Genomic DNA, 14,921 nt, shown 5'->3' on the forward strand with positions numbered 1-14,921 from the left:
CATTATTTCTTTCATATCTTATTAGTAGAAAGGTCTTTTTTTGTTCCTTTTTAAAAACTTAATACAGGAGGTGTTCGGATGGATTCTGTTGAGGTTTTCGGCTGGATTGTCTGTACGCTATTGGCGGTAAGTTTTATTGTCTCTCTTGTTTTTCTGCCAAAACAGCAGGAGCAAGAAGTAAAACATGATAATAGAAGCAGATTTCAAAAAAACAAGCTGCCAAAAACAAAAAGAAAACACCGTTCCTCCTAAAGCGCTTAAGGCGCTTTTTGCTGCGGAAGTAAAAGGCGCGCGAAAATTGGAATCATCGCAAAAGATGATGCGGTAACGGATAGGAAAATAAAAATAACCAGGCTCCTTTTTCATTCCGGCCCCCCCCAAGATAAATCACTCGGAGCGAAAAGAAGCGATCAAATACAATTCAGCACTTCAAATTGCCACAATACTGAAGATTCTTTAATTAATGAATACAGCCATATGCGGATCAAAATACTCTGCACTTTTACAATTAAAACCATATTTTTATAAATAAAGATAAAAATGGTACAATTTATAAATCCAGCCCTGAATCAGAACGAAAAATCCCCCGGCAGCTGTTTTTCACTTATTCATTACTTGTATAACAAGGAGGTACAGGAAAATGAAGGATTTTTTACATACCGAAAGATTGTATTTAAGAAAAATAACAGAAGCTGATTCCCGCCGCTTATTTGAAATCTGGTCTGATCCAGAAGTTACTAGATTTATGAATATAACAAACTTCACCAAAGAGGAGCAAGCAAAGGAAATGATCCTGCTGCTGAATAAACTTGCTGCGGAAAACAGGGCAATCCGCTTCACCATTATTGAAAAAAAATCAAATCTGATAATTGGTTCCTGCGGTTTTAATGTTCTTGACCGCGAAAACGCCAGAGCGGAAATCGGGTATGATCTTGCCAGAAACTTCTGGGGAAAAGCTTATGCTTCTGAAGCTGTTTCCATTCTGGAAGATTATGCTTTTAAAGAGCTGGGTTTGGTTCGAATTGAAGCAAAAGTAGAACCTGAAAACTTCAATTCTATTAAAGTATTAGAAAAATCAGGGTTTTATTTTGAAGGAACATTGAGAAAAAGCGAAAAAGTAAAGGGCCGTTTTGTTGATCTTAATATGTATTCAAAGCTGAGCACAGATTAATTTGTTTTCGACCCATTTATAATGTAAAAAAAATGATATTACAAATCCTTTTATTTTGGCGTTATAAAACGCTTGTTTTCTGATGCAATTCGCCGGCCGTATGAAAATCACTTTTTTACAAATGCTATACCTGCAGCAAAATCGGGAACCGGCATCAAAGAGGCAAGCCTATTCTCAAGGTGGACCGTAATGATTATTTTTGCCATATTGTGAGTTAAAAATACACCTGTGTATTTCTTCCCGGATTTAAAACACATACTCTGGGAATCCTACTTAGAAAGCTCCTGCTCATTGTAAGCAGCAATGCAGTAAACCTAAAAACGGAATGCAAAGGACTGAACTTATGCTGAATAAAACCCAATTAGCCAATTTTCAAACCGAGCTGACCAACAGAAAAAAGGAATTGACAGCCCGCTTTGAGGATAATGATAAGTTTCAAACAGAGAGGGGCCTGCCCGATTCTACGGGAGAATTATCACTGTATGATAACCACCCGGGTGATACAGCAACAGAGGAATTTGAGCGGGGCAAGGATATTGCGTTAAATGAACACGCTAAACTTGAACTGCTGGAAATCAACAGAGCCCTGGAAGCCATTCAAAATGGTACTTACGGTATTTGCAAGGTTTGCAAAAAAGAAATTCCATTTGAGCGCCTGGAAGCTATTCCAACCACCCTGTTCTGTACAGAGGACTCTAAGGATCAAAACATTTCGAATGACCGGTCGATTGAAGAACGGTTTTTGGCTCCTGCCTTTAAAAAATTTGATATGGATGTGAAAGATGAGAACGTTGCTTTTGACTCAGAAGACTCCTGGCAGGAAGTTGCACGCTATGGAACATCCGAATCTCCATCTGATTTTGCAGATCCGCCCGAGGATTACGAAGATATGTATGTGGAATCTCAAGAAAACGTCGGTTATGTAGAGGACTACGAAAATTTTGCAGCTGTTGACATTAACGGCAGAAGAATAGATGTGTACCCTTCAAAAGAACATGAAAATTACGAGGATTCCCTGGACGAAGAGGACCTTATGACGCCTATTGGAGACCTGCCTGCGTTTGAGCACGAGCCTTATACTGATAAAGATTAAATAAGTAAAACCAGCTGAAGCAGTAAAGGGGCAGCTGGTTTTATATTTCTCTGCTCCAAAGTACGTTAAAACTTCCATAGCTTCTCTCCTTCAATATTCTTAGGAGCCCGACGGCCTCATATTTCTGGTATTTCTTGAGCGAGAGGAAAATCGCTCTCCTACTGTCTGCTCTGCTTTTCTCAAATATGCCGGCCGTTTCTGTTCGAATTTTTGGAAATACATATCCATTTCTTCCCTCGTCCAATGCTGTGCCACGACCGTTCTCCGATATGCCATTTATTTTTCCCTCCAATAAATGCGGCTTTTACTTTTACAGCCGCTCCGATTTGACTATATTTTCCCCTTGATTCGCTCTCCTCATTCGTATTGATTACAGAGTTCTTTTTTTGTTTTCCTGCTTCTTTTCCCGAACGGACGTTTAAACTTCTTTAAGCAGGGAATACCTATCTTAATTACCTGGCAAAGTTAATTAATGAGGAGGTCCGTTTTAATGCTTACAATTGACTTTTTTGCATCCGTACTGCTGGCTCTTATTTTTATCGGCCTGATCGGGTCATTAATGTTTATTACAGAAAAGCCAAAGCTTTTATCAAGAACGGAATACAGCAATCCATCTAAAAATAATCCGCCTGTTTATAAAAAAGGAAAACAGCTGAATTAAAATATTTCTTCTTTTTGCTGTTGGGAAACAGCATCGGCTTGCTGGAATTAATTTCAGTCATTTTTTTAAAAATTGTTTAGTGATTCAAATTCAAAAAATCAGCCAGTTTGTTTCTGGCTGATTTTTCATTTTATCGTTTTTTGGAATGATATTCCTCATGGCTTATTATGCAGTGATTTTCAATCCTTATTTTTCCTTAATAAAAAATATTTTTAAAATCATATATTTTTTTAAATTCATGTTATGATTTTTACGAAGTGAATTTTTATTAAAAAGCTAAAGTAATAAAGCTTTTAATAGCAGCCAGATTTTCAAAAAATTTATATTCGGAAATCTCTTTTCGTTTTTTCCTCATTTTAACTGAAAAAGGTGAACACTTTTGAAGACTGTTTTAATTGCAGATGATTCTCGATTTATGAGAAAGTGGCTTTCCGATATACTAGTCTCAGCAAATTATTTAGTTATTGAAGAAGCTGAAAATGGCCAGGAGGCAGTATCAAAATTTAAATCTGCAAAACCTGATATTGTGTTAATGGATGTTACGATGCCTCTTAAAAACGGGGTTGCCGCCCTTTCTGAAATAATAGAAATATGTCCCGAAGCAAATGTAGTCATGTGTTCCTCAATGGGCCAAAAAAGCTTGATCCTCGAGTGTTTGCAATTGGGAGCAAAAGATTTTATTGTTAAGCCTTATTTTACTAATCTTATCCCCATTCTCCGTAATCTTGATTAAAAGGCTGTCCCAAAACTTTCCGGCCGCTCTTTTGCTTTGCTCCCTTAATTCTTTCTTCCTTTTTAGCATGCTTTGAATAAGATAAAGTAAAGCAAAAAAGGGGGATTACTTTGATTCACATCGTTAAGCGCGGAGAAACCCTTTCCTCAATTGCCGGCGATTACCGGGTCTCAGCTGGTTTACTGATTGCCGCTAATCCGGGAATTAATCCAAATTTGATCTATGCAGGACAGCAGATTGTTGTCCCGGGCTTTCCTGATCCGTCCGCAGTCCCCTTTTCGATTTATGTTTCCCTGACAAACAGGACTTTAACACTGCGGCATCACGGGCAAACGAGAAAAGTATATTCGGTGGGAGTTGGCAGAATGCTGCATGAAACCCCGACAGGGAATTTTATTATCATTAACAAAGCTCCCAACCCGGGCGGACCCTATGGAACTATGTGGATGAGTTTATCTAAAAAAGGCTATGGAATACACGGCACTAATGACCCTTCCTCCATCGGAAAGTATGTATCAAGAGGCTGCATCCGCATGTATAACCGGGATGTAGAAGAACTTGCCAGAACCGTGCCGATTGGGACGCCTGTTTCTATCAGTTCATAATTCGGTCTTAAAGCTTCACTCACGGTAAACGGCCCGGTGTTTAACAAGCTCCGGGCTTTCCGTTGATTTCTTGGCCACGGCTCATTTTTTCGGCGGTCCAGCCAGGCTTTTCTCAATCACAATGGCATTAAGAGCAGGCGTCCCGTCATCCGCTTTCTCCACAGCGGCCACTCCATAAACGGTAACCATACTTCCTTCTTTCGGTTCTACTTTTGTTGAATTTATAATCGTAAATATTCCGTCATCCGCCTGAAGAGTGAATGTACCCATAATGCCTGGTTCTATAACTTGCAGAACTCTGCCCAATACTTTAACTTTTTTGCTCTCTGGCAGGCTGCCGTTATCAAGATCCGCGAATCGGGCAGGCTCAGCTTCTTTTTTCATTAACTCGGCCAGTTCTTCTTCCGTCGGCTCTTCTATCATTGAAGGAGCTTCTTCACTAAACATTTTCTGCACCAGCTTTTCCTCATCCGCTGAACAGCCGCTTATTATCCCTGAAAGACTAATTGCTAGAAGCCAATTTTTCATTCCATTACCGCCTTTTTAATCTGCTTGTCCCGTATAAAAATGTATATTAAACAAATCCCTTGTAAGACCATCTTTAAGTAAACAGCAGAAATTATACAGGCGAAGATTTGACTTATCTCAAAAAAAACAAAAGATAGTCTTGAGCAATAGAAATAAAAGTGCTCATAGTATCTTTCATTAATCAGCTTAAAAAGTTTTTAAAAAATAGAGCTGCTTTTTTATTTTTTAGGTTTCATTTTTTTAAAACAGGGTAATAAAAATTTGGTTAAGCTGATTATTCTGGAGGATGCTTCCCTATGTTATCCATTCATTTTTTTGTTTATATCTTTTTAATATTATTAGAAATGAGCCTGCTCATTTTGCTGGGCACTATTTTAAAAAAATTCAGCTTGTTTTCCAAATCTGAGTATAAGCCTGCAAAAAAGACCAATCGGTCTGTTTACTGGAGAGATAAACTGTCTTCTTAAACTAAATTATGCGCTTTTTATTTTAGTCTTTTAAACACTATTTTTTGCTTGCCCATACCTACGTATGCAGCATTTTCTTTCCTCACTTTGGATCTAAAGGATAGTCAACCCGATAAAAGAGCTGACTATTCTTTAGTACCGCCTCGAAAATCTGCGAATATCCGCGAACGCCTCGCGAGCCAGCAGATACCTTCTAGCCATATCTTTCATACCTGGCTTTTCAACAGGAAAACAGCAGGTTTTGCCCGCCTAAAAATGAGTTGAAAATTCCATCTAGATTTATGGTATTATTATATATTGTAAGCGCTATCCTAAATGAAGAAATAAAACACTTTGAAATTTTACTTTTTAAGGGGCTGACGAACGTTGAAAATAGAGAGTAAGCAATCAACCATTAAAGAACAAACGATTTTTAATCACACAGGATCTACTATCAAAACTGAAGATAGAGAAATTCATATTATTGCCCGCTTAGAAGAGCCGCTTGTAGCCGTTTTGGGAAATGTTTTGAGTGACGATGAATGTGACGAACTTATTACATTATCAAAGAACAGAATGCAGCGTTCAAAAATTGGCGCTTCACATCAAGTAAATGAGATGAGAACAAGCAGCGGTATGTTTTTCGATGATAATGAAAACGATATCATTACTAAAATTGAAAAAAGGCTTTCATCAATTATGAATATACCTGTTGAACATGGGGATGGTATTCAAATTCTTAAGTATTCAGCCGGAGAGGAGTATAAACCGCACTATGATTTCTTTTCGCCAGAAATCGGCGCTTCAAGAAATAACCGAATCAGCACACTCGTCATGTATTTAAATGATGTAGATCAAGGCGGAGAAACATTTTTTCCACAGCTGAATTTTTCTGTCTTACCAAAAAAAGGAACGGCCGTGTATTTCGAATATTTCTATACCGATATGAATTTAAACGAACGGACCTTGCATGGCGGCGCGCCTGTTATTACCGGTGAAAAATGGATTGCAACACAATGGATGAGAAAACAAAAATTCAGATAAACACAAAAATTCTATAATAAAAATCACTCAAAAAAAGAGTGATTTTTATTGCTGCCGGCTTAATAGATAATTCAATTCCCCTTGCAACAATGATCCCTGCATAAATTCGCAAACCTTCATTCTAAAATCCTTCAATCCCGGATTCTATTCAACAGCAAGTAACAGCCGTGAAAAAAAACAATCTACTTCTTTGACAAAAAAGTATCAAAAAACACGAAATTTGCGCATGTTTTTTTGAAAAAAGGGTAATAATATACACGGCTCTTGATTTTTTACTTTCGTTTTCAAGGAAAATACCTCAAGTCTTATGGATCGAACATATATACAGCTAAATTACACGAAAAAGGAGCGTTTACTCTGGAAGATGTGACTATGATATTGTCCGCTGAATTGAGCCGCCTTATAGATGACTATTACAGATGTAACGATTCATCCCTCAAAGCACAAATTCAACTCGATATTCAACTTTTACGCGAAGCGCTAAAAGAATGTGAACAGCCGATATAGAAATATGTTGGTTTTTTTTATTTATAATTTTGAATTTTGTACAGTGATCTTTTTTACAAGAATGTATATTTGCCCCTCATTTCCTTATTAATCTATTCCTTTTTTTCCATTTCTCTCTTTTATCTGTAAATTACCAGTTACAAAAGCCTTCTTTTCATTTCAAAAAAGAGAGGATTTTCATTTCTCATTCGGGTTACGAGTAGCTTTTTACCTATTATTTTTGATATAATTTCCATAAACGAGAAGGGAGTGACATTTTGAAATTATTACAGTATGTCTCTGACCGGTCTTTCTATCGACTGCTTGACGAAAAGAAAAACCGGATAAGTCTGCCATTTGACAAAAATGGTACTATTCTTGAGCAAAGCAACCAGCAAGAAACCTGGGTAGATGCATTGTCGGTTGATATGGCAAAGTGGGAAACAAAAAACGCATACACACAAGCAGTTAAGAAAGACCGGTAACATACCGGTCTTAACAAAAAAGAACCGCGGACTGTACCGCAATTCTTTATATAATCAAAGAGTTTCCGGATTATAGTTCAAAGCTCTTGATAGTGTGGAAGTAACCGGAATATTATCAAAAGAAAGACCAAGCTGAATGGCAGTTTGCGCAATTTCGGGACGAATTCCTGAGAGGGTTGTTTTTACTCCTATTAAACTTAGCGCATCATGCAGCTGAAAAATTTGCTGTGCTACCATTGTATCGATTGCCACGACTCCTGATAAATCAACATACAGGCAATTAAGCTTTTTATCGGCACATTGTGTTAATGTGTTTTCAAGGATAAGTTTAGCACGCGCAGTATCAATGTCTCCGACAAGCGGAAGCAATCCAGTGGTCTCATTCAGCTTAATAACCGGTGAGCTTAGTTCATAAATCAGCTCCTGATGATCCTGCAGTCTTTTCTTTAAGTATTTACTATGTTCTTCTATAAACCAAACTGTGACTTTATCCATTGTGTCAATAATCATCTTATTCCACAAATCGATATCTTCCTGTGTATACTGGCCTTTTTGGAGTGATACAAACTCTCTTACAAGTTCTATGTACTGGTCACGAGTTCGATAATACTCATTTAAAATTGAATGTGAAGGAGTCGCAAGGTGATTCGGGTCGCTCGCAACGTTCACAATCCACTCTTCAAATTGTTTTATACAGCTTGCTTCTTCTTTAGTGAATACTTGAAAAAATTGTTTATGAAATTCCTGGTTTTGTTTTTTAACAAGCTTGATGTCTTCCTCGCTTGAAGAAGCATAAACTCCTGACGAATTACTTTTTTCTAACGTTTGGTACCATTCTTCTGTTAATCGTTCTGTTTGATCCATTAAATAGCTGTAAAGCTCCTTATTCTTTTCCACTAATCTTTCCTCCTGATTAATCCGAAAAAATGAATGTTTTATAATCATTTTAACGCAATAAAAGAATGGAAGCTATTTATTCAATTTTCAGCTTCTGTTTTTGCTTCTTTTTGAATCCTTCAAAAACAAATAAAACGGCTCCTGGCAAGTTTGTTTTTCAACACTTTGCTCAATAGCCGCTTTTCATTCATTTAAATTCTTTTGTAAAATCATCATTTATCTTCAATTCTACGGATTGGTAAATCTTTTTGGCTTCTTCTGCGGAAATATTGAATTCACGGCCGACAAGGGCAGTGATTTGCGGATCATAAATCTCATCTTCATACGTATTTCCGTTTTTTATTGACTGATTGTATTGTTCTTTCATAAAACGATAGATATCTTGTTCTTCCTGCCCGGGCTCCTCCATGTCTGTTTTCGCCTCATACTTTTGTTCAAATACCAATTGATTCAGACTCCTTTCTTCTTTAGTTATTATGCTTCCCCTAAAAATATCATTTAATCACTTCTCTGAACGCTGCCTTTATCCTGTTTACATTCCGTTCATAAACCTCCTTTGAAGCAGCTTTTTTTAAAGGGTAATACAAACGGATGGAAAAAGTCTGATACTGAATTAAGGGGCTTTTTCTGTTCTTCAACTTGCCACTCATGCCGGCCGCTTCGTTTTGCTTTGCGTTTTCCAGCGAAAGAAAAGGGGTAAATATTTACTGGATTTGCTTTCCAGATAAACCGGCCAGACAGCTTGCAGCGAATAATTTTGCTGCCTGGACAAATACTGCCAATAACTTTATTGAGAGGAGTAAAATCATTGCGCAAATACCTGTTGTTTTTCATATCAAGCCTTTTGTCTGCTGTTATACTCTCCGGATGCAATAACACCGATACTAAAACGGATACGTATACGCCTGACGGTACCGATGAACACGAGTCGCACGAGGAACAGGAGGCAAAAGAAGACCAGTAAGCTTCCCGGGAGCACTGCTTTACGCAGGGCGCAGTGTTCGCCCTGCCGGAAAGTGCATCCGCCAGCCCGCATCCCATTATGCTGCTTTTTTATGTGATCGGAAACGGCGGAAGCAAAGCTTATTTCACTTCTATTGTTCAGAGAATGGAAGTACTTTTATTACATCATTTCGATTAACAATTTCTTTTCTCAACCGCATGATAGATTTTTTAATTCATCCCTTAAAATAAAAAAGCAAATAGAGGCAGTCCGCCAATTCTTTATTTTAATTGCTTTTTGTCTTGAATTCTTTTCATAATTGCAGCGTATATATAGTTAACCTGGCGAAGGGAGGAGACAGAATGGATACTGCTGCATGGGTGGCAATATGCATTGCTGTTTTTTCAGGTATTATGGCTGCGAACAATGGAAGCAAAAAAAAGAAATAAAAGGAACAGTTTAAGAGTGTGTTTTTCTTCATCGGGCATCATACATTGGATTCTATGAAGTGGTTTCCAATTTCAATACTAATTAAAGAAGCGGCCGCAGCAGACAGAAAATGTTGAAAAATATCGATTTTTTTCGAATTTTTTGTTTACAGCGCGCTAAAACGGGTACTTAATTTGTAGTTCACTTACCTAATAACCCTTTTTTCTTTTTGCCGAGGCTTCACTTCGGCATTTTTTTATTGAACAGACCGTTTTTTTTAATGATAATTTTTATTTTTCAGCTATTATAGAATATCTTTAAACACCTGTGCCTGCTCCTCAAGACGGCGCGCCGCCTCATCTATCTCTGTAAATGCTTCTGATGCCTGTTTTATCAGCATTTGGCTGTTTATAATGCTGCCTTGTGAATGCTCCGTTGTGCTGCTAACCTTGTTTACTTCAATGGTAATTCCTTTTATATGGGCATTTACTTCCTGGATCGAGTCCTGTACACGCCCAGCAAGCTTTCTTACTTCACTTGCTACAACATTAAACCCTTTCCCATGCTCCCCGGCACGGGCCGCTTCAATAGAAGCATTTAATGCCAATAAATTGGTCTGGGCAGCTATTTCCCTTATTGTTTTAACGATTCCCTCAATAGAACCTGCCTGGTTTTTTAATGACTTTAAAGCCTCCAGATTTTCATTTGACTCTAAAACAAGTTTTTCGGAGGCTTCTGCAATCTCTTCACTTCTCTCCATTCCTTGATCAGCGCGGTAACGCAATTCTGTAGCCATTCCTTGAAGTACAGAAGCCACTTTTACTGTTTTCTTTTCGCGCTCATTAATATTAGTGGCTATTTTTACAATTCCCGCTACTTTCCCATCTACATCGTACACAGGTGTATAAGTTGCTTCAAGCCAAACAAGAGAGCCATCTTTTGTAACCCGCTGAATTTTTTGCTGCATTCCCTGCCCGCTTCGTAAATCGCTCCATAGCTTTGAATACCCGGGACTCCTGACAAAATCCTCTGTGCAAAACTGCTTGTGGGAAAGCCCTGGCATTTCTGCAACGCTGTATCGCATTGTTCTGGCAAAGTTACTGTTTGCCCAAAGAACTTCTCCCTGCGGATTAAATTCAATCATGGCAAGCGAGCCCTCAATTGCCGCTAATACAGCTTCTTTATCAAACTTTTGTGTGCTGACAGCTATTTTTTCTGTTTGCTGAATCTTCATATAAAGCCTCCCGTTGTCATATTTAAACCTGTGAAACTCATGACCTTTTTCCTATCCAAATTCAACGGTAGCAGTATATAATTTTAAAAGCAAATCTGAATGTTTTACTTCCCTGGCATTTTTCTTTGATCGATTAACAGCTCAGTATAAAGAAAAAACACCCACATCATGTGAGTGCTTTTCCATCTTTTATATGCATACTATTACGATTTTTTTGTGGCTTACCAAACCATATAAAGTGTATACCCTGTACACCTGATTTTAAACTTTGGCCTGTTCACTGCGGCAGAGGTTGTTTAGCTTTATGGCTGCTTTATATACTTCAGGAAAAAGTATGCATTGAAATTCCAGGACGAATTTCAGTATAGAGAAACCGCTTATGCCTAATTATGACGTTCTTTTTTCTTTTTTCCCGTTTTTAGCAATTGGTTTGTTTAAAAATATCCGGAAGGTATTAAAAGCGAAAGGTCATGAAGATTTTAAAAAATTAATTAGCTTCATTATGGGTGACGGCGAACGTTTTATCCTTTGTGGCTCTGCCTTTTTTACTTTGTTTAATATCTGGTGGAGATTATTCTTCTGGCCTTCCCCTGCTTTGAACGATTGGAGGATATGCCGCTCCTTACATTGACTTTTTTATTGAATAAAACCTAATGGAGTTTTAGGCTCTTTGGGGTTGGGCCGGGGCATCGCCATCAACAAAAAATTAAGCTGCGATACATGTTGAACCAACTGCACTTCTAATCCGCTCTCCGTAACGCCCGCAAACGTGATTAAACTGGGGTCGCAGTAGCCCAGTGCCTTGACCTGGAAGGTAATGGACTGCCCCGAGGGAATAAGCCTGATTCCCACCCCCTGGCTGCCATCCAGTTTATTATCGAAATCTTCAGCTCTTTTTTTTAAATGCTTATAAAATTCACTTGCCAGGGTTTGTTGTCCCTCTGCATTTGCTGGCAGAGGCAATTCATTGCAAATTTCGTTGCCGCCTGGTGGTTGTTTTGATGGTTCTTCCTTGGATTCCACTTTGTCATCTCCTTCGCCAGCCGGTTAAAGCTGCCCTGAATTCTGCTTTATTATCTCCTTTTTCGTCACCTTATTATGCTTCACACTAAGCCAAAAGCTCCTGTTCTTCTCCAGCTTTTATACGAAACCATTTTAAGCCGGGCATTTTCTTCCGCTTTATTTCTTTTGTATAAACTCTTCTGCTGCGGGTAATATATTAGTGGTGAGGTGGTCTTTTCCTCCCAAGCTTGTATTCCCATTACCCAGTGCAGCCAGGACCCCTCTGGCTGTTTTTTGCTTTATAAATCCCTTCTTTGCCCTTTTGCAGCTGCCTGAAATATCGATTTGTGATTTAAAATATCATATTCGTTACGGACAGGTTATCTATTTCAGCAGCAAATAGAGCAATGCTGAAATTTGGCATTGGTATGTTTTTAAGTTTCAGCTTCTCGCGCTGCTTATTTTTATTCTCGGCAAAAAAAACAGCACCCATAGATGCTTGTTATCTTTTTTTGCATTATATGTTTTTCGGTTCATTTTTAATGCCGGCCGGGCTTATAAATGAGATTTTTGTAACTAACTCTAAATTAAACGCCTGGTTATTTTCATCAATAAGCCATTTTTCTTCATGGTCGGTAAACATTCTCAAAACTACCTCCTCCTTGCCAGGCGGACCTTTAACTTCAATGATTTCACTATTTTCTTTATCAAATTGAAGTTTGACTTTATAGATGATTTTATCCATTAAGCACTCCTCCTTTTATCTTGCATTTCGACAAAAGGATTTGTTTTCCTTCCCCTCACTCACCTTTAAAATCTCTTTCCTGTCCAATAGGCTGAAAAGGCTTTTCAACCCACTAAAAAAAGCATCACTGTGGATGCTTACTCAATTACTGTTTTGCATTTTGGACAGTAATGCTCCCAATAAGAATCGGATCCGTTTTCTGCTGCCCTCTCGTCCTTGTCTGTTTCCTCAAACTGGCCTTCCCATTTACAGCTCGGACATTTAAAAATTTCTAAATCAGCCATGAGCTTCACCCCTGTGCTATTTATGTGCAAACAAGTAAGTTTAATTTTGTTTCTGTAAAGTTTATAAAAATTATACCCTTTCATAAATATCCTAAGCATGCCAGGAAAACATTTTTTGTTCTCCAAGGATTTGTGCTGCTATAGCAGCAATCATATATGCTTAAATCAATGCCGTATCCCTTTTGTTGTATATTGCCGTTTCTGGCCATTTGCAAAACGGACATCCACTGCGTTTTTTTGCGGGTTCGATGTTACTGCCACTACACTTCCAAGCCCGTATTGCCCGCGCTCTTCACCTTTGAGCAATCCAAGGTGTTTGTTATGTGCCAGGATAAATAACTCCCGTTCGGCATCGCTTAAATGTTCATAACCTTCAATAGGCTTCATGCTGTTTTCCTCCTCCTGCTCGTACATTTGTGTCAACTAGGCCGGCAGTTTTTTATACACTCCATAGCATTGGTTTTCCCAAAAGTAACGATTAATATAAGTGGTTTCACAGCAGTTTTATTTTGCACATAGTGTCTTTTTAATAAACTTTGCAAAGAAGCAGCAATGAATGGAGAATTTGTTTCTAAGCAAAGAAAACAGCACCTCCCGGGATGCTGTTTATAAAAAAGGAAAGCTGCTTTATTACATTTTATGAGTAAGAAGCTTATCATCGGTACTGTTAACTGAAGCATCCAGTGTTATCGGGGCTTTTCAATTTTCATTTCAAAATAGTGAATGTCTTTTAAAGCTTTGCCGATTAAGCACAGTACACTTTCTTTATGATCTTTGTTGTTCGCGAAATCCAGATGATTTACACCAAGCAGAACCTTTGGGGAATGGTGATAATTTTCATACCAGGCATCATATCTCTCATTCAGCCGCTCCCAATAATTTATATCCACTTCAGATTCAAATCCTCGTCTGCGGCGGTCGATCCGCTCTTTTGCTGTTTCTGTATCACACTGAAGATAGATCAGCAGATCCGGTGCTTTTGTGGTTGCCACAATAGCTGCAAGAAGTTTTTTATATGTCCGATACTCTTCCGGTGCCATGCTTCCATCTTCACTTAAAAGCTCTGCAAATATCTCGTCACCAAAAATAGACCGGTCGAGTATACCGTTTCTTTGTCCAGAAACTTGTTTAATCATTTCCCAGCGCTCTGTGGCAAAATGAATTTGCGTGGTAAAAGACCATCTTGAACGGTCTCGATAAAAACGATTCAGCAATTTTTCTGTATCTGGATTGCCCAGCTCTTCAAAAACTGGAATGCGAAAATGATCGCTGATTAAACTGGAGAGTGTTGATTTCCCTGCTCCTACCGTTCCCTCAATAAGTATCATGAGGTCTTCTCCTTTATATTTCTTTTTATTTCGGCAGTGTATACCAATCCTGGATAGCATCGCTTTTAGCGAGCTCTTCTAATTTGATTGTGAATCTTAACCCATCATTTTATACAAAAAAAGACTTCGCTTTTTTGCTTTTCCATTTTTCGGTCTCCCTTCTTCAATATGCCTGGAACAACTTAGTAAGAGACCCGGAAGCTTTCACGTGTAAACTTTCGTTATTTGTCATTGTAAATATACCCCTTTCCCGCTGTTTTAAATCTGCCGCCAGGTTATCGGGCACCCTTTTCACAGTTAAAAGCCTGAGATATAATTCCCCTTATTTTTTGTTTCACGATTCTATACTCCAGGCATAAACATTTCAATTTCAAGATAAATATTCTATAATTACCCATATATGTTTATTGATATACAGGAGGAGTACTATGATTTACGCCCAGGGAGCCTTTTGTGACTTACTTTCCCGCATTAATAACCTCAGGCATCTTATGGTTGCTGCTGGCTTACAGTATGGCCTTACCAGTCCTGAAACATTACGGTACAGCGAACAGCTGGATGAGCTTATTCTTCAATATCAATTTCAAAACAAATAAATATTATGAAAATCAAACCTTTTTGTTTGTAATTTTGGAAAGCGGCTATTTGCTTTATGGTGTAAATCTCGAAACCAGGTCTTTTTTCCTTTGCCGGGTCTTCTCCCGGCTTTTTTATTTGCTTGCTCAAATCATCCTTCCAGCAATAAAATGCAAAACAAAAATCTTATATATAAATTAAATTTATATACAAAATTTATACAGTTATCGT

General features: G+C 38.2%; 22 protein-coding genes. 10 read left to right on the forward strand and 12 right to left on the reverse strand.

Annotation, left to right across the window (positions count from 1 at the left end):
- Positions 1-117: 117 nt before the first annotated feature.
- The gene (locus VP98_RS18830) at positions 118-366 is read right to left on the reverse strand and encodes a hypothetical protein (protein WP_156151346.1); all 249 of its coding nucleotides are present in this window, start codon (positions 364-366) and stop codon (positions 118-120) included.
- 274 nt (positions 367-640) lie between these two features.
- Between VP98_RS18830 and VP98_RS08360 the strand changes: the two genes are divergently transcribed.
- Positions 641-1,171: a GNAT family N-acetyltransferase gene (locus VP98_RS08360; RefSeq protein ID WP_046174932.1), complete on the forward strand. Its 531-nt coding sequence runs from the start codon at positions 641-643 to the stop codon at positions 1,169-1,171.
- Between the two features lie 343 nt (positions 1,172-1,514).
- Entirely contained in the window at positions 1,515-2,264 is a 750-nt protein-coding gene (locus VP98_RS08365; RefSeq protein WP_046174933.1) for a TraR/DksA C4-type zinc finger protein, read from the forward strand.
- Positions 2,265-2,363: 99 nt separating this feature from the next.
- Here VP98_RS08365 and VP98_RS19080 read toward each other — a convergent pair whose 3' ends face one another.
- On the reverse strand, positions 2,364-2,540 hold the full coding sequence (locus VP98_RS19080; RefSeq protein WP_197076574.1) for a hypothetical protein: 177 nt from the start codon (positions 2,538-2,540) through the stop codon (positions 2,364-2,366).
- A gap of 214 nt (positions 2,541-2,754) precedes the next feature.
- Between VP98_RS19080 and VP98_RS18835 the strand changes: the two genes are divergently transcribed.
- From VP98_RS18835 to VP98_RS08380, 3 genes are all read left to right on the forward strand, one after another.
- The gene (locus VP98_RS18835; RefSeq protein ID WP_156151347.1) at positions 2,755-2,925 is read left to right on the forward strand and encodes a hypothetical protein; all 171 of its coding nucleotides are present in this window, start codon (positions 2,755-2,757) and stop codon (positions 2,923-2,925) included.
- Positions 2,926-3,304: 379 nt separating this feature from the next.
- Entirely contained in the window at positions 3,305-3,658 is a 354-nt protein-coding gene (locus VP98_RS08375) for a response regulator (protein ID WP_269431499.1), read from the forward strand.
- A gap of 110 nt (positions 3,659-3,768) precedes the next feature.
- Positions 3,769-4,263, forward strand: a complete 495-nt coding sequence (locus VP98_RS08380) for a L,D-transpeptidase family protein (RefSeq protein ID WP_046174935.1) — start codon at positions 3,769-3,771, stop codon at positions 4,261-4,263.
- Between the two features lie 81 nt (positions 4,264-4,344).
- On the opposite strand, the gene VP98_RS08385 is transcribed toward VP98_RS08380, so the two are convergent.
- A complete protein-coding gene (locus tag VP98_RS08385) occupies positions 4,345-4,791 on the reverse strand; it encodes a hypothetical protein (RefSeq protein ID WP_046174936.1) in 447 nt (148 codons plus the stop codon).
- A gap of 833 nt (positions 4,792-5,624) precedes the next feature.
- Between VP98_RS08385 and VP98_RS08390 the strand changes: the two genes are divergently transcribed.
- Positions 5,625-6,281 carry a 2OG-Fe(II) oxygenase gene (locus VP98_RS08390; RefSeq protein WP_046174937.1) on the forward strand — a complete coding sequence of 219 codons (657 nt, stop codon included), beginning with the start codon at positions 5,625-5,627 and terminating at the stop codon, positions 6,279-6,281.
- Positions 6,282-7,045: 764 nt separating this feature from the next.
- Positions 7,046-7,252: a hypothetical protein gene (locus tag VP98_RS08395; protein WP_046174938.1), complete on the forward strand. Its 207-nt coding sequence runs from the start codon at positions 7,046-7,048 to the stop codon at positions 7,250-7,252.
- Positions 7,253-7,306: 54 nt separating this feature from the next.
- Here the strand turns inward: VP98_RS08395 and VP98_RS08400 are convergent, their stop codons facing one another.
- Both VP98_RS08400 and VP98_RS08405 read right to left on the reverse strand, forming a co-directional pair.
- Entirely contained in the window at positions 7,307-8,149 is an 843-nt protein-coding gene (locus VP98_RS08400) for an STAS domain-containing protein (RefSeq protein ID WP_046174939.1), read from the reverse strand.
- Positions 8,150-8,336: 187 nt separating this feature from the next.
- On the reverse strand, positions 8,337-8,594 hold the full coding sequence (locus VP98_RS08405) for a hypothetical protein (RefSeq protein WP_046174940.1): 258 nt from the start codon (positions 8,592-8,594) through the stop codon (positions 8,337-8,339).
- Between the two features lie 363 nt (positions 8,595-8,957).
- Here VP98_RS08405 and VP98_RS18840 point away from each other — a divergent pair, with 363 nt between their 5' ends.
- Entirely contained in the window at positions 8,958-9,113 is a 156-nt protein-coding gene (locus VP98_RS18840; protein ID WP_156151348.1) for a hypothetical protein, read from the forward strand.
- A 712-nt stretch (positions 9,114-9,825) separates the two neighbouring features.
- Here VP98_RS18840 and VP98_RS19330 read toward each other — a convergent pair.
- Positions 9,826-10,755, reverse strand: a complete 930-nt coding sequence (locus tag VP98_RS19330; RefSeq protein WP_046174942.1) for a methyl-accepting chemotaxis protein — start codon at positions 10,753-10,755, stop codon at positions 9,826-9,828.
- A gap of 379 nt (positions 10,756-11,134) precedes the next feature.
- Here VP98_RS19330 and VP98_RS08420 point away from each other — a divergent pair, with 379 nt between their 5' ends.
- Entirely contained in the window at positions 11,135-11,386 is a 252-nt protein-coding gene (locus tag VP98_RS08420; RefSeq protein WP_046174943.1) for a hypothetical protein, read from the forward strand.
- 5 nt (positions 11,387-11,391) lie between these two features.
- On the opposite strand, the gene VP98_RS08425 is transcribed toward VP98_RS08420, so the two are convergent.
- From VP98_RS08425 to VP98_RS08440, 5 genes are all read right to left on the reverse strand, one after another.
- Positions 11,392-11,778 carry a DUF6173 family protein gene (locus VP98_RS08425; RefSeq protein WP_052712194.1) on the reverse strand — a complete coding sequence of 129 codons (387 nt, stop codon included), beginning with the start codon at positions 11,776-11,778 and terminating at the stop codon, positions 11,392-11,394.
- Between the two features lie 496 nt (positions 11,779-12,274).
- Positions 12,275-12,502, reverse strand: coding sequence for a hypothetical protein (locus tag VP98_RS08430; protein WP_046174944.1), 228 nt, complete (start codon positions 12,500-12,502; stop codon positions 12,275-12,277).
- 137 nt (positions 12,503-12,639) lie between these two features.
- Positions 12,640-12,786 carry a hypothetical protein gene (locus VP98_RS18845; protein ID WP_156151349.1) on the reverse strand — a complete coding sequence of 49 codons (147 nt, stop codon included), beginning with the start codon at positions 12,784-12,786 and terminating at the stop codon, positions 12,640-12,642.
- A 165-nt stretch (positions 12,787-12,951) separates the two neighbouring features.
- The gene (locus VP98_RS08435) at positions 12,952-13,173 is read right to left on the reverse strand and encodes a hypothetical protein (RefSeq protein WP_046174945.1); all 222 of its coding nucleotides are present in this window, start codon (positions 13,171-13,173) and stop codon (positions 12,952-12,954) included.
- Positions 13,174-13,472: 299 nt separating this feature from the next.
- Positions 13,473-14,114: a deoxynucleoside kinase gene (locus VP98_RS08440; RefSeq protein ID WP_046174946.1), complete on the reverse strand. Its 642-nt coding sequence runs from the start codon at positions 14,112-14,114 to the stop codon at positions 13,473-13,475.
- A 491-nt stretch (positions 14,115-14,605) separates the two neighbouring features.
- Between VP98_RS08440 and VP98_RS19230 the strand changes: the two genes are divergently transcribed.
- Entirely contained in the window at positions 14,606-14,710 is a 105-nt protein-coding gene (locus VP98_RS19230) for an aspartyl-phosphate phosphatase Spo0E family protein (protein WP_231584163.1), read from the forward strand.
- Here the strand turns inward: VP98_RS19230 and VP98_RS19085 are convergent.
- A complete protein-coding gene (locus tag VP98_RS19085; protein ID WP_197076588.1) occupies positions 14,679-14,840 on the reverse strand; it encodes a hypothetical protein in 162 nt (53 codons plus the stop codon). The genes VP98_RS19230 and VP98_RS19085 overlap by 32 nt on opposite strands.
- Positions 14,841-14,921 lie beyond the last annotated feature (81 nt).

The sequence above is a fragment of the Domibacillus indicus genome (assembly GCF_000970685.1).
GTDB classification, from domain to species: domain Bacteria; phylum Bacillota; class Bacilli; order Bacillales; family Domibacillaceae; genus Domibacillus; species Domibacillus indicus.